The sequence below is a fragment of the Nocardia sp. NPDC127526 genome (assembly GCF_042672265.1).
In the GTDB taxonomy this organism is placed as follows: Bacteria; Actinomycetota; Actinomycetes; order Mycobacteriales; family Mycobacteriaceae; genus Nocardia.
Genome location: NZ_JBHXVO010000002.1, coordinates 103,206 through 115,662, shown reverse-complemented (window position 1 = coordinate 115,662; position 12,457 = coordinate 103,206). Strand labels below are relative to the sequence as shown.

At 68.9% G+C, this 12,457-nt stretch carries 12 protein-coding genes; 5 read left to right on the top strand and 7 right to left on the bottom strand.

Annotated features, from left to right (window positions below):
• Positions 1–57 precede the first annotated feature (57 nt).
• The 3 genes from efeU to efeO are packed head-to-tail and all read right to left on the bottom strand — an operon-like array spanning position 58 to position 3,320.
• Positions 58–918, bottom strand: coding sequence for an iron uptake transporter permease EfeU (gene efeU / locus ACFVIV_RS03660; RefSeq protein WP_379193224.1), 861 nt, complete (start codon positions 916–918; stop codon positions 58–60).
• The gene (efeB, locus tag ACFVIV_RS03655; protein ID WP_379193223.1) at positions 919–2,184 is read right to left on the bottom strand and encodes an iron uptake transporter deferrochelatase/peroxidase subunit; all 1,266 of its coding nucleotides are present in this window, start codon (positions 2,182–2,184) and stop codon (positions 919–921) included.
• A gap of 8 nt (positions 2,185–2,192) precedes the next feature.
• A complete protein-coding gene (gene efeO, locus ACFVIV_RS03650; RefSeq protein ID WP_379193222.1) occupies positions 2,193–3,320 on the bottom strand; it encodes an iron uptake system protein EfeO in 1,128 nt (375 codons plus the stop codon).
• Positions 3,321–3,785: 465 nt separating this feature from the next.
• On the opposite strand from efeO, the gene ACFVIV_RS03645 reads away from it, so the two are divergent.
• Positions 3,786–5,249 (top strand): short-chain fatty acid transporter, encoded by a 1,464-nt coding sequence (locus ACFVIV_RS03645; RefSeq protein ID WP_379193221.1) that lies wholly within the window; start codon positions 3,786–3,788, stop codon positions 5,247–5,249.
• 3 nt (positions 5,250–5,252) lie between these two features.
• Here ACFVIV_RS03645 and ACFVIV_RS03640 read toward each other — a convergent pair whose 3' ends face one another.
• Complete coding sequence (locus ACFVIV_RS03640; RefSeq protein ID WP_379193220.1) at positions 5,253–6,710, bottom strand: MFS transporter; 1,458 nt, start codon at positions 6,708–6,710, stop codon at positions 5,253–5,255.
• A 49-nt stretch (positions 6,711–6,759) separates the two neighbouring features.
• Here ACFVIV_RS03640 and soxR point away from each other — a divergent pair, with 49 nt between their 5' ends.
• On the top strand, positions 6,760–7,218 hold the full coding sequence (gene soxR / locus ACFVIV_RS03635) for a redox-sensitive transcriptional activator SoxR (RefSeq protein WP_379193219.1): 459 nt from the start codon (positions 6,760–6,762) through the stop codon (positions 7,216–7,218).
• Positions 7,219–7,223: 5 nt separating this feature from the next.
• Here soxR and ACFVIV_RS03630 read toward each other — a convergent pair whose 3' ends face one another.
• On the bottom strand, positions 7,224–7,766 hold the full coding sequence (locus ACFVIV_RS03630; RefSeq protein WP_379193218.1) for a YaeQ family protein: 543 nt from the start codon (positions 7,764–7,766) through the stop codon (positions 7,224–7,226).
• 40 nt (positions 7,767–7,806) lie between these two features.
• Complete coding sequence (locus ACFVIV_RS03625; protein ID WP_379193217.1) at positions 7,807–8,649, bottom strand: class I SAM-dependent methyltransferase; 843 nt, start codon at positions 8,647–8,649, stop codon at positions 7,807–7,809.
• Positions 8,650–8,798: 149 nt separating this feature from the next.
• Between ACFVIV_RS03625 and ACFVIV_RS03620 the strand changes: the two genes are divergently transcribed.
• Positions 8,799–9,923, top strand: coding sequence for an epoxide hydrolase family protein (locus tag ACFVIV_RS03620; protein WP_379193216.1), 1,125 nt, complete (start codon positions 8,799–8,801; stop codon positions 9,921–9,923).
• 49 nt (positions 9,924–9,972) lie between these two features.
• Here the strand turns inward: ACFVIV_RS03620 and ACFVIV_RS03615 are convergent, their stop codons facing one another.
• Positions 9,973–11,010 carry a beta-ketoacyl-ACP synthase III gene (locus ACFVIV_RS03615; RefSeq protein WP_379193215.1) on the bottom strand — a complete coding sequence of 346 codons (1,038 nt, stop codon included), beginning with the start codon at positions 11,008–11,010 and terminating at the stop codon, positions 9,973–9,975.
• A gap of 91 nt (positions 11,011–11,101) precedes the next feature.
• Here ACFVIV_RS03615 and ACFVIV_RS03610 point away from each other — a divergent pair, with 91 nt between their 5' ends.
• Positions 11,102–11,680 carry a TetR/AcrR family transcriptional regulator gene (locus ACFVIV_RS03610; protein WP_379193214.1) on the top strand — a complete coding sequence of 193 codons (579 nt, stop codon included), beginning with the start codon at positions 11,102–11,104 and terminating at the stop codon, positions 11,678–11,680.
• A gap of 83 nt (positions 11,681–11,763) precedes the next feature.
• Positions 11,764–12,438: a class I SAM-dependent methyltransferase gene (locus ACFVIV_RS03605; protein WP_379193213.1), complete on the top strand. Its 675-nt coding sequence runs from the start codon at positions 11,764–11,766 to the stop codon at positions 12,436–12,438.
• Positions 12,439–12,457: the final 19 nt, after the last annotated feature.

Sequence of the window (12,457 nt, the reverse complement as noted above, 5' to 3'; positions counted from 1 at the left end):
CGCCACCCACGGTATCCAGGGGCGGTAATCGGGCAGTAACCGCCCGGACACACTGTGCTAGTCGCGCCGCACCTGTTTTGCAGCACCGGACTCGGTGCGGGCGACCGCGGGTGCGGGGGTGCGCTGGGGCCGGAGGAACAGGATGAGGGTGGGGACGAGGTAGAGCAGCCAGACCGCGATCTGCAGGACGGTGGGGTTGGGCTGGAAGTTGAGGGTGCCCTTGAGGAGGGTGGCGTACCAGGTGTCCGGCGGGATGGTGGAGCTGATGTCGAACGCCTTGTTGGCGAGGCCGGGGAGGACGCGGGCTTCCTGGAGGTCGTGGATGCCGTAGGCGAGCACGCCGGCGGCGACGACTACCAGGAGGCCGCCTGTCCAGGTGAAGAAGCGGGCGAGGTTGATGCGCAGGGCGCCGCGGTAGAAGAGCCAGCCCATGGCCACGGCGGTGGTGAGGCCGAGGAGGACGCCGATCAGCGGCTGGGTCGAGCCGTCGCCCGTGGATTTGACCGCCCGCCACAGGAAGAGGGCGGTTTCCAGGCCCTCGCGGCCGACGGCGAGGAAGGCGGTGAGCACGAGTGCGCCGGTGCCGATGGCGAGGGCCTGGTCGAGGCGGCCGTGCAGTTCGGTCTTGAGATGCCTTGCGGTGCGGCGCATCCAGAAGATCATCCAGGTCACCAGGCCGACGGCGATGATGGACAGGCCGCCGCCGAGGAGTTCCTGGGCCTCGAAGGTCAGCTGCTGGGAGCCGTATTCGAGGACGGCGCCGAAGGTGAGGCTCAGGGCGACGGCCGCGCCGATACCGATCCAGATGGGGCGCAACGCGTCTCGGCGATCGACCTTGACCAGGTATGCGACGAGGATGCAGACGACGAGGGCGGCCTCGAGACCCTCGCGCAGGCCGATCAGGAAGTTGGCGAACATCTAGGAAGCCGTCCCCTCGAACAGTGCGCGGCCCCACCAGTCGCCGGGGCCGCGGACGCCGGTCGGGACGGCGAACACCCCGGAGCCGACATGCTGGATGTACTCGTTGAGTTCGTCGCTGCGGGCCAGGCTCTGCTGCACCGGGACGAAGCCGGTGCGCACATCGCTCTGGTAGGCGATGAAGAACAGGCCGGCGTCCAGGCGCCCGAGACCGTCGGTGCCGTCGGTGAAGGAGTAGCCGCGACGCAGCATGCGGGCACCGCCATTGGTGTCGGGGTGCGCGAGGCGCACATGCGAAACCGCGGGCAGCAGTTGCAGATCCGGCTCGTCGTGCTCGCGCTGTTTGCCGTAGGCATTGCCTTCGCCCTTGGTGCGGCCGAAGATGTCCTCCTGCTCCTTGAGCGAGGTGCGGTCCCAGGTCTCGATCCGCATCTGGATGCGCCGGGTCACGAGGTAGCTGCCGCCGGACAGCCAGGTGTGCGCGTTCTGCTCGGGCACCCACACGTGCTGATCGAGGGCCTCGGTGTCGGTGCCCGCGATATTGCGGGTGCCGTCCTTGAACCCCATCATGTTTCGCGGCGTCTGCTCCTCGGGCGTGGTCGAGGAGGTCTTGCCGAAGCCGAGCTGGGACCAGCGCACCGCGACCTTGCCGAACCCGATGCGCGCGAGATTGCGAATGGCGTGCACGGCGACCTGCGGGTCGTCGGCGCACGCCTGGACGCACAGATCACCGCCGCTGCGATTCGGGTCGAGATTGTCGCCGGGGAACTTCGGCAGCTCGATCAAGGCCTCGGGCAACTGATTCCGCAACCCGAAACGGTCGCGGCCGTCCTTGTCGAAGAGTGAGCGGCCGAAGCCGATGGTGATGGTGAGACGGGACGGCTCGAGCCCGAAGGCCTCACCGGTGTCATCCGGCGGCGCCTCGGGAATCCCGCCGATCGCGCCCGCGCCCACCGGCTTGCCCTCGGTCATGGCCGCTGCGGCTGCGGTCCATTCCTTCAGCAGCGTTATCAGCGCGTCACGCGAATCGGTCGTCACATCGAAGGCGGCGAAGTGCAGCCGATCCTGGACGGGCGTGGCGATACCGGCCTGATGCTCGCCGTAGAACGGCACCGCGGCGCCCATGGTCGCGACGGGTCGCGCATCGCTGCGGATCACCGCCGCGCCGCCACCGGCCGCGGCGGCGCCGAGCAGCAGCCCGGCCCCACCCCAGCCCAGCACGGAACGGCGTGACGGCTTGGCGGAAGAGTTCTGTTCGGTCGCCATCGCAGGACCTACTTCACGACGGCGGCGGCAAGCTTGGACAGCGGCTCCGCCAGCGCGTTGACCCCGTCCGAGAGCGTCTTGCGGTCGGCGTCGCCGACCTTGTCGTAGGAGACGAAGCCGTCGCCCGCGCGGTGGACCGCCAGCAGCGCGTACAGCGCCGCGAACTGCTTGTCTAGCTCGGTCACCAGCGCCGGATCACTCTCGGCCACAACCGGCTTCAGCAGTTCATAGGACTTCTGCGCGCCCTCGACATTGGCGTGGAAGTCGACCAGGTCGGTGTGGCTGTAGCGCTCTTCCTCACCGGTCACCTTGCCCGTGGCGACCTCGTCGAGCAGCTCCTTGGCGCCATTGGCCATCCCCGTCGGGGTGATCTCGGCGGTTCCGACCCGCTGCTGCCAGTCCTGCAGATCGGTGACCAAGCGGCGAGCCAGGTCCTGCTCCTCCTGACCGATCTTGTTGTCCTGCCACAGCGCCTTCTCCAGGCGATGCCAGCCGGTCCACTCCTGGCCTTCCTCCAACCCGTCCTCACGCACATCGACCTTCGGGTCGATATCGCCGAAGGACTCCGCGACCGGCTCGGTCCGCTCCCAGCCGATGCGTGACGGCGCGTACGCCTGCCGGGCCGCGGCGATATCGCCCTTCTCGATGGCGGCGACGAAGGTCTGCACCAACGGCAGGGTCTCATCGGCCTGCTGCTGCACGTACCCGCGATAGGCCGCCACCGCGGCATCCAAGCGCGGATCGCGCTGCGCCGGCGCACCATCGCCGGTGGCCCGCACCTGCTGCCGAATCCCGTCACCCTTCATGCCCGGCTTGCAGGCGATGACGTACTCACCGGCGGTGACCTCGGCCGTGATCTCGGCCTTCGTGCCGGGGCCGATGTTCTCCCGTTCGGTCACGATGCGGTCGTCGGGGTAGAGCAGGTAGACCTCGGTGACCTTGTCACCCTTGTTCTCCACGGCCAGCGTGATGTGCCCGGCGGGAACCTCCTGCTTCGACACCTCACACGAGCTGTCGGTGGCTGTCACCGCAATGGTCTGGGAGTCGCCCGCTCCGTCGGTCTTCGCGGTGCACCCCGCGACGGCGGCGACCGCCGCGATCGCGGCGACGGCGGTGGGGATACGAACAGCACGCATGGGCACTCCAGACTCATTCCTACGAGCCCCGCTTAGGCAAGGCACGTCTAAGTTAGAGTAGGCTCACCTGCCGGTCTTCTCGGGGGTATTGCTCGCCATCACGGCCCGCCCGGCCGCTTCGTTCGGGGCGGCGGTGGAATTGCGGACGATGATCCGGTCGGCGTCGAGGACGTGGGGTTTCGAGGGGAGGGGGAGCGGTCGCGCAGGTTGTCGATGGACTTCGCTGCTCGAGCAGTCGCAGGCCCGGTCCGCGGCGGACCGGAGGCCGGAACGCAGCACGCCATTCGGGCGAATGGGGCATAGGTCCACTTCACCGGCGGTTTCTGCGAATTCGCACAGGATCCGTGCATTTTTCTCTCTTGTCTGCGCACGAGTGGGGACTCGATACTCGGCGACCGGGCCTTGTGTGGCGCGTCACATGCGTCGGGCGGGCCCGGGTGCGAGAGAGAGAAGAGGAACGCCGGTATGACGTCCGCCAGCGCAGACACCAGCCCCGACCGGAACGAGGCGACCACATCGGAGAAGGGGCTGGCGCGGGTCGCGCAGTCGCTTGCCGGGTGGACGGAGAAGTGGTTTCCCGACGCGTATGTCGTCGCGCTGGCGGGTGTTGTGCTGGTGGCGGTCGCCGCGCTCGCGAACGGGTCGTCGCCGCGGACGGTGGCGAATGCGTTCGGTGACGGGTTCTGGGATCTGACGGCGTTCACCTTGCAGATGGCGATGGTGGTGCTCACCGGATACGTCATCGCCACCTCGCCGCCCGTGGCCCGGTTGATCGAGCGGCTGGCCATGCTGCCGCGCAGTGCCGCGGGGGCGGTGAGTTTCGTTGCGTTCCTTTCGATGTCGATCTCGTTCCTGAATTGGGGACTCAGCCTGGTGTGCGGCGGGCTGCTGGCGCGGGCCATTGCCCGGCGGGCCGATCTGCGGGTGGACTATCGGGCGCTGGGCGCGGCGGCGTTCATGGGATTGGGTGCGGTGTGGGCGCTGGGCATTTCGTCCTCGGCCGCGCAATTGCAGGCCACCGCCGCCTCGTTGCCGCCGGCGTTGTTGAAGATCACCGGCGTGCTCGACTTCGGGACCACCATCTTCACCTGGCAGTCGCTGCTGACGTGCGCGATCATCATGGCGATCACCGTGCTGATCGCGCACTTCTCGGCGCCGAAGGGCGCGGCGATCAAGACCGCGCAGGACCTGGCCGTCGATCTGGACGACCAGCCCGCGGAGGTGGCGCCGCGTTCGCGCCCGGGTGAGTGGCTCGAGTACAGCCGCATCCTGCCGATCCTGGCGGGAGTATTGACCTTGGGCTGGTTGATTTCCCAGCTCGCCGCCAAACCGGTGCTCACCGTGGTCAGCAGCCTCAATGGCTATCTGCTGGTGTTCCTCATGCTCGGTTTGGTGCTGCACGGGACGCCGCGCAAGTTCCTGCAGGCGGTCTCGCTCGCCGTGCCCGCCACGGCCGGCATTCTCGTACAGTTCCCGCTGTACGCCGCCATGGCCGCGATCCTCACCAAAGCGAAAGGCCGTGGCGGGCAGACTGTTTCCCATCACCTGGCGGAGTTCTTCACCAATATCGGCGGTGGGGGCGCCTTCGCCGTCGTCATCGCCCTCTACACGGTGGTGCTGGGCATCTTCATCCCGTCCGGCGGCGGCAAGTGGCTGGTCGAGGCCCCGTATGTCATGCAGGCCTCGACCGACGTCGGGATGAATCTCGGCTGGACGGTGCAGATCTACAATGTGGCCGAGGCGTTGCCGAACCTGATCAACCCGTTCTTCATGCTGCCGCTGCTGGCGGTGCTGCGGCTGCGCGCCCGCGACCTCGTCGGATTCACGTTCCTGCAGTTCCTGTTCCATCTGCCGGTGGTCCTGCTGCTGGTGTGGCTGCTGGGCATGACCTTCGACTATGTTCCGCCCATCGTGCCCGCCACCCCGTGACCTTCACCGTTCGCCGCGGGGGCGGCGGGTCGCGAAGAGCGCGGTCGCCGTCCCCAGCGCGGTGAGCACGGCGATGCCGAAGGTCATCAGGCGGGCGGAATCGACCAGCGACGCGTCACCGAGGCGGATGAGCGTGCCCGCGATGGCCGAGGTCACGGCGTAGGCGATCAACTGCGTGGTGTTCAGGGCGGCAGCGGCTTTCGCGCCTTCGGCCTGGTCGTCGGTGCTGCTCATCGCGGCGACGCTCAGATGCGGGAAGGCCAGGCCGATGCCCAGGCCCGCGATGAACAGCGCACCCGCCCAGACGATCACGACAGCGGCCGCGGCATTGTCGGTTTGCAGCAGGCCGTAGGCGATCAGGCCGCCGGTGAGCATGAGCGGGGCGATGCGGATGGCGCGGCGCGCGGCGGTGGCGGCGAGATCGACGCTGAAGACCTGCGCCACAACCCATCCGACCGAGAGCGCCGCACCCAGCAGGCCCGCCACCAGCGGTGAGAGGCCGCCGAGTTTCTGCCCGAACAGGGGGATGAAGTTCTCGGTCATCACGCCCGCGCACAGGGCCGCGACGGTGAGGTAGATCCATTTGAGCGAGGTGCCGCGCGTGTAGGTGAGCCGGGGCAGCACGCTCACCGACCCCTTCGCCTCGACCAGGACGAAGGCCCCGAGCAGCAGCGCGCCCACACCGAGGGCGACCGCGGTCGGCCCGCCGGGGGACACCGTCGAACTCAGGCTGAACGCACTCGCCGCCAGTGTCAGCAGCACCAGCGGCGCCACCGGGACAGGGCTGTGCTCGCCGGCCGGTTGTGCGTTGCGCGGCAAGGCTTTCCGGGTGAGGACGGCCAGCACCAGCGCCACCGCGAGCAACAGCGCATAGGCCCACCGCCAGGCCCCCAGTTCGGCGAAGACGCCACCGAGCGCGGGCCCGACGAGGGTGCCCACACCCCACATCGCCGAGACCAGCCCGGCCGCGCGGCCCCAGAGATGGCTCGGCAGCGCGGTTCTGATGACCGCATACCCGAGCCCGGCGAGCAGACCGCCGCCGAAGCCCTGCACCACGCGTCCCGCCACCAGCGCCTCCATGGTCGGGCTCAGCGCGTTGATCGCGGCGCCGGCGGCGAACACCAGAAAGCCCAGCAGATACGCGGCCGCCGCACCGGCGGCGGCGAGGACGCGGCTGACCAGCATGGAGGCGATCACCGCTGCCATCAGGAACCCGGTCGCCACCCACGCGTAGTACCGATCGCCACCGATGTCCTCGACGATCGAGGGCATGAGCGCGGCGGTGAAGTAGAGGTTCATCGCATACAGCGCCACACCGCCCGCGAGGATGAGCACGCCGGCCAGATACCGTCCGGCGAACAGCTCCGACCACCGTCCGGTGCCTTCGACAGCCGACTCCGATGCGCTGTCGTCGTTCGTATTCTCCGCTCTGGCTGCGGCATTCGAGGAGGTTGCAGTCACTCGCGCTACGCTAGAACTTCAAGCGAACTTGAAGTCAAGAGGGAAATTCATGGCCGCACCCACCGATCTGCTCACCATCGGCGAGCTCGCCCAGCGCGCGGGCGTCGCGACCTCGGCGGTCCGCTTCTACGAGGAGCAGGGCCTGATCAGCTCGGTCCGCACCTCCGGCAACCAGCGCCGCTACCCGCGTCATGTGCTGCGGCGGCTGTCGCTGGTGCTGTTCGCCAAACGCCTGGGCATCCCGCTCGCCGAGGTGGCGGAGGCGTTCGACGGACTGCCGGAGGAACGCATGCCGAGCAAACGCGACTGGGATCGCATCGCCAAACGCTGGAGCGATCACCTCGAGGCGCGGAGACGGGAAATCGAGCAATTGCAGCGCGAGCTGACCGGCTGCATCGGCTGCGGCTGCCTGTCGCTGCGGCGCTGCTACGTGCTCAATCCCAGCGATACCCTCGCCGCCCACGGTGCGGGACCGCAACGGCTGCTGCATCCGGACGACGAGCTCTGACCCGGTCAGCCGAGCAGCTGCTGCTCGACGCTGGTGCTCAGGCTGGTGCCGTTGATCTCCAGGAACAGTTCGCCTTCGGTGACCGACACGGTGACGGTATTGCGGCGATCGATCAGCGCGGCCGCCGCATCGATGAACGCGCGGTCGAAGCTGTAGAGCGGAATCGTCTCGGCGCGATGAATCCGCTTGCCGGACAACTGCGCCGCGACCTTGACCGGATCGCGGTGGGTGTAGACGGCGGCGCGGTCGGCGAGCTTGCTGCCGCGATGCACGCGATCGGCATCCGGCGCGCCGATCTCGATCCAGGCGGTGATGCGACCGGTGAGATCGCGCACCAGCACCGCCGGTTCGTCGGTGGAGGAGACCCCGCCCTCGCTGAAGGTGATGCCCTCCTCGTATTCCAGGCAGTAGGCCAGCACCCGGGTGAGCATGAACTCGACGGTCTCCGACGGGTGGCGCGCGACCCGCAACTCCAGTTCCTCGTAGACGCCGCGATCGACATCGGCGAGGTGAACGACGAAGTGGTGCAGGGTTGCGCTGAGGGCCATAGGTGCCAGAGCCTAGTGAACCGCCCGCGCCGCCCCGGAGTCAGGCCGCGTGTGCGTTGATCAGCCAGCAGGCGGCGGTGTAGCGGACCTCGTCACCGTGCACATAGCCGCGGAAGGCGGGGACGAGGGTCTCGAGCACCCGCGCGCGGGTGGCCTCGGCCGCGACGGTGAGGGCGCGGCCGACCGGGCCGAGCAGGGACAGGTAGCGCGGCAGCTGGGATGCGGGCATGGCGCACGGCATGTCCAGGGGCGCGATATCGATGCCGGTCCAGCCGCTGTCGCCGAGAACGGGCCGCACATGATCCGGATCGGCGAAGCCGAACTGGCCGGGGGCGTCGGGGATTCGCGGCGGCAGATCCGGCAGCAGATGCGCGACGGCGCGCTCGGCCGTGGTCATGAACGGGTTGTCCTCGGGACCGCGCCAGACGATGCAGCGCAGTATGCCGCCGTCGCGGGCGGCAGTGCGCAGGTTGGTGAACGCGGCGGTCGGATCGTCGAAGAACATGACGCCGAAGCGGGAGATGATCGCATCGAAGGAGGCGGGCTGGAAGGCGTAGGTGGCGGCGTCGGCCCGCAGGAACTGCACCGCCAGGCCCTGCCGGCCGGCGCGCTCCCGGGCGGCGGCGATCATGGGCTCGGAGATGTCCACGCCGACACACTGCTCCGGCTCGCCGGTCCGCCGCGCGGCGGCCACGGTGGTGGCGCCGGAACCGCAGCCGACATCGAGGATCCGCGCGCCGGGGGCGACGGCGTCGGTGAGGATCGGTTCGAACGGCCGGTACATGCGGTCGAGCAGTTCCTGCGCCGTCACCCAGTTCTGGCCGCCGGTGCCGTTCCACAGCGACTGCTGCGCCTTCTCTATGCCGGTCACGGTGTCCACCATGCTGTGCGTTCCGTGGTGGCACAACCGTTTTTGCCATTTCGGCACACAGCTCGAATTAGGAACGAAACTGTCCGCATTGCTTCGTAGAGTTTTCCTGACAGCACGAACAACACGTGATTCGATAGCCCTGATCGAACGGAGTCCTCTTGATGAACACTGAGATTCACCCCTTCCGCCTGGACATCCCGCAGTCCGAGATCGATTACCTGCACGAGCGGCTCGCGCACGCGCGCTGGGCCGGCACGCTGCCCGGCATCGGGTGGGAACGCGGGGTTCCCCTCGATCACCTGCGGGAGCTCGCCGAGTACTGGCGGACCGGATTCGATTGGCGGGCACAGGAAGCCGAGCTCAATGCCTTTCCGCAGTTCACCACCGAGATCGACGGGCAGCGCATCCATTTCCTGCACGTGCGCTCCGACCGCGAGGACGCGACGCCGCTGTTGATCACGCACGGCTATCCCAGCTCGGTCGCGGAATTCACCACCCTGATCGACCTGCTGGTGAACCCGGCCGAGGGCCCGGCCTTCCACGTCGTCGCGCCCTCGCTGCCCGGCTACACCCTGTCGAGCCCGCTCTCGGCCACCGGCTGGACCATGTCGCGCACGGCGCGGGCGTGGATCGAATTGATGAGCCGGCTCGGCTACCAGCGCTACGGCCTGCACGCCGGTGACGTCGGCGCGGGAGTGTCCGGTGCGGTGGCCGGTCTCGACGGTGAGCACGTGCTCGGTGTGCACGTGGTGACCGATCCCATGACCGCGGCGGCGACCGCCACCTTCATTCCCGGGATGGCCGACCGCTTGGACGCCAATGATCCGGTGGACAAGCTGATCCTGGCGCGCATGGAGGAATTCCGGACGGACGGCGCGGGCTATCTCGCCATTCAGAACAGCCGTCCGCAGAACATCGGATACGGCCTGGCCGATTCGCCGATCTTCCAGTTGGCGTGGATCGCGGAGAGTTTCGAGCGGTGGACCGATCTGCCGATCGATCGGGATCAGATGCTGACCACCGTGAGCCTGTACTGGTTCACCGGCTCCGGGGTCGGCGCGGCGCACACCCTCTACGAGCAGGCCCACTCCCATGATTGGGGTTCGCCGGTCCAGGTTCCGGAGGGGTACGCGGTCTTCGGCGCGGACGAGACCGTGCGCCGGATCGTTCCCGCCCCGGCCGGGGCGCATTGGACCGAATTCGAACGCGGCCAGCACTTCCCGGCCATGGAGGCCCCGGAGCTGCTGGCGGGGGATCTGCGGAAGTTCTTCGGCCCCTTGCGATAAGAACTCCGCGGCGGCCCGGTGCGACCACCGGGCCGCCGCATTCGCCCGATCAGGCGATCGCGGGCAGGCGCACGACTTGACCCGCATACGCCAGTCCCGCACCGAATCCCAGCAGCAGCGCCGTATCGCCCGCCTTGGCCTCACCCGAGCGCAGCAGCTGCTCCATGGCCATGGGAATGGATGCGGCGCTGGTGTTTCCGGTCTCGACGATGTCGCGCGCGACCGCGACCGTCTCGGGCATCCCCAGCGCCCGGGTCAGCGCGTCGGTGATGCGGCCGTTGGCCTGATGCGGCACGAACGCGTCCAGATCCTCGACGCTCACCCCCGCACGGTCGAGCGCATCCCGGCACGCCTTCTCCAAAAACGTGACGGCCCAGCGGAATACCGCCGCACCATTCATCCGGATATAGGGCCGCACCGACGTCCCGCCGCTGGCCTCGGCCGCCGCGACCTCGGCGAAGTACTCCTGGAAGTCCTTGTCCTGCTTGATGGCCGCGGTCTGGCTGCCGTCCGAGCCCCAGGCGGTCGGGCCGATGCCCTCGGCCTCGGCCGGTCCCACCACCACCGCGCCCGCGCCGTCGGCGAAGATGAACGCGCAGGTGCGGTCGGACTGATCGAGCAGGTCCGAGAGCCGTTCCACGCCGATCACCAGCACGTGCCGGGCCTGGCCCGCGCGCACCAGACTGGCGGCATTGCCGAGTGCGTAGCAGAACCCGGCGCAGCCGGCCGAGACGTCATAGGCCGCCGTGTCGTGCATGCCGAGCTCCGTCGCCACCACCGCGCCCGCCGAGGGGCCCAGCACCATCTGCGAGGACGTGGCCAGCACCACCGCGTCGATCTGCTCGGCGGTCACCCCGGCGGCGGTGAGCGCGTCGCGGGCGGCGGCCACGCTCATCGAGACGATGGTCTCGTCCTTGTCCGCCCAGCGGCGGGCGGCAATGCCCGAGCGGGTCCGGATCCATTCGTCCGAGGAATCGATGCGGTCGACGATCTCGGCATTGGGGACGATCCGGCGGGGGCGGTAGGCCCCGAGGCCGAGCAGCGCGGCATGGGTGACCGGGGTTGCGGTGGCGATGGTCGCGGGCATGGGTTCCTCTCCGTTGTGAACCGATCGGTTCACACGGGATAACGTTTAACATGGACCGATCGGTTCACACAAGGGTTGGAGGAGATGATCCATGGCCGCCGGACCGCGGGCCCGATTGATCGCGAGCACCATCGCCACCGTCCAGGAGCACGGCGTGCACGCCGCCGGGCTCAGTGAACTGCTCAAACGCAGCAGCGCCTCGCGCAATTCGCTGTACCAGCACTTCCCGGCGGGCAAGGGGGAACTGGTCGAGGCGGCCACCCGCATCGTGTCCAGGCTGGTGTACCAGCACGTGAGCCGGATGGCCGACGCCCTGCCCAGGGCATCCGCGCCGGAAGGGTGGCTCGACGAGCTGCTGGCGTTCTGGCGGGGGCCGCTCGAAGCCAGCGAGTACCGGGCCGGATCGTTCATGATGGCGGCCGCGCTGGACGAGCTGGACCCGGCGGTGCAGTCGGCGGCGGGGCAGGCGTTCGGGCAATGGACCGGTCGGCTCGCCGAAGGTCTGGCGGCGGCCGGGGTGGCGGCGGAGACGGCGCGGTCGGTGGCCGGGCTGCTGGTGTCGGTGATCGAGGGGGCCATCGTGCAGAGCCGGGCGCTGAAGTCGAGTGTGCCGTTCGATGACGCACGGGAGCAGCTCGCGGTGCTGTTGCGCCACTACCTGCCCGCGTGAGGAATGCGCCGCGCCGGGGCGGCGCGCGGCGAGCCGGGAGATTCGTTTGACCTCGAGTGGGGTCGAGGTTGCAGGGTGGGGATATGACACGATCCGCAGAGTTCTGGAACACCGTGTACGACAACGACACCGCGCCGTGGGTGATCGGGCAGCCGCAGCCCGCCATCGTGGCGCTGGAACGGCAGGGGGCCATTCGCGGGCGGGTGCTTGATCCCGGCGCCGGGGCGGGGGAGCACACCATTCTGCTGACGCGGCTCGGCTACGACGTGACGGGGGTGGACCTGTCGCCGAGCGCGGTCGCCTACGCGCACGACAATGCCGTGTCCCAAGGGGTTCCGCAGGCGCGATTCGAGGTCGCCGATGCGCTCGAGCTGGGCAAGCGGGCGGATTTCGCGGGTGATCCGGCCGGATCCGCGCCCGCGTTCGACACCGTCGTCGACAGTGCGCTGTTCCATGTGTTCGGCACCGAACCGGAGCTGCGGGCGGCGTATGTGCGCAGTCTGGCCGCGGTGCTCAAACCGGGCGGGACGCTGCACGTGCTGGCGCTGTCCAATGCCGAACCGGGCATCGGGCCGCGGATCGCGGCCGAGGTGATTCGCGAATCCTTCGGCGCGGGTTGGGAATTGGAGTCCCTCCAACCCGCTCGGTATCGCGGCCGGGTCGGGGATGCCACGCCTGAGCAGATCGGCGGGCTCGAGGTCTCGCCGGAGGGCCTGGCCGATTTCGCGGCCTGGATCACCCGTATCCGCCGCCTCTGAACGCAGTCGGTGGGGGCGG

What these genes read in the sequence shown, in the direction of transcription:
- efeU (WP_379193224.1), bottom strand. Translation starts at nt 918, where the DNA reads ATGTTCGCCAACTTCCTGATCGGCCTGCGCGAGGGTCTCGAGGCCGCC.
- efeB (WP_379193223.1), bottom strand. Translation starts at nt 2,184, where the DNA reads ATGGCGACCGAACAGAACTCTTCCGCCAAGCCGTCACGCCGTTCCGTG.
- efeO (WP_379193222.1), bottom strand. Translation starts at nt 3,320, where the DNA reads ATGCGTGCTGTTCGTATCCCCACCGCCGTCGCCGCGATCGCGGCGGTC.
- ACFVIV_RS03645 (WP_379193221.1), top strand. Translation starts at nt 3,786, where the DNA reads ATGACGTCCGCCAGCGCAGACACCAGCCCCGACCGGAACGAGGCGACC.
- soxR (WP_379193219.1), top strand. Translation starts at nt 6,760, where the DNA reads ATGGCCGCACCCACCGATCTGCTCACCATCGGCGAGCTCGCCCAGCGC.
- ACFVIV_RS03630 (WP_379193218.1), bottom strand. Translation starts at nt 7,766, where the DNA reads ATGGCCCTCAGCGCAACCCTGCACCACTTCGTCGTTCACCTCGCCGAT.
- ACFVIV_RS03625 (WP_379193217.1), bottom strand. Translation starts at nt 8,649, where the DNA reads ATGGTGGACACCGTGACCGGCATAGAGAAGGCGCAGCAGTCGCTGTGG.
- ACFVIV_RS03620 (WP_379193216.1), top strand. Translation starts at nt 8,799, where the DNA reads ATGAACACTGAGATTCACCCCTTCCGCCTGGACATCCCGCAGTCCGAG.
- ACFVIV_RS03615 (WP_379193215.1), bottom strand. Translation starts at nt 11,010, where the DNA reads ATGCCCGCGACCATCGCCACCGCAACCCCGGTCACCCATGCCGCGCTG.
- ACFVIV_RS03610 (WP_379193214.1), top strand. Translation starts at nt 11,102, where the DNA reads ATGGCCGCCGGACCGCGGGCCCGATTGATCGCGAGCACCATCGCCACC.
- ACFVIV_RS03605 (WP_379193213.1), top strand. Translation starts at nt 11,764, where the DNA reads ATGACACGATCCGCAGAGTTCTGGAACACCGTGTACGACAACGACACC.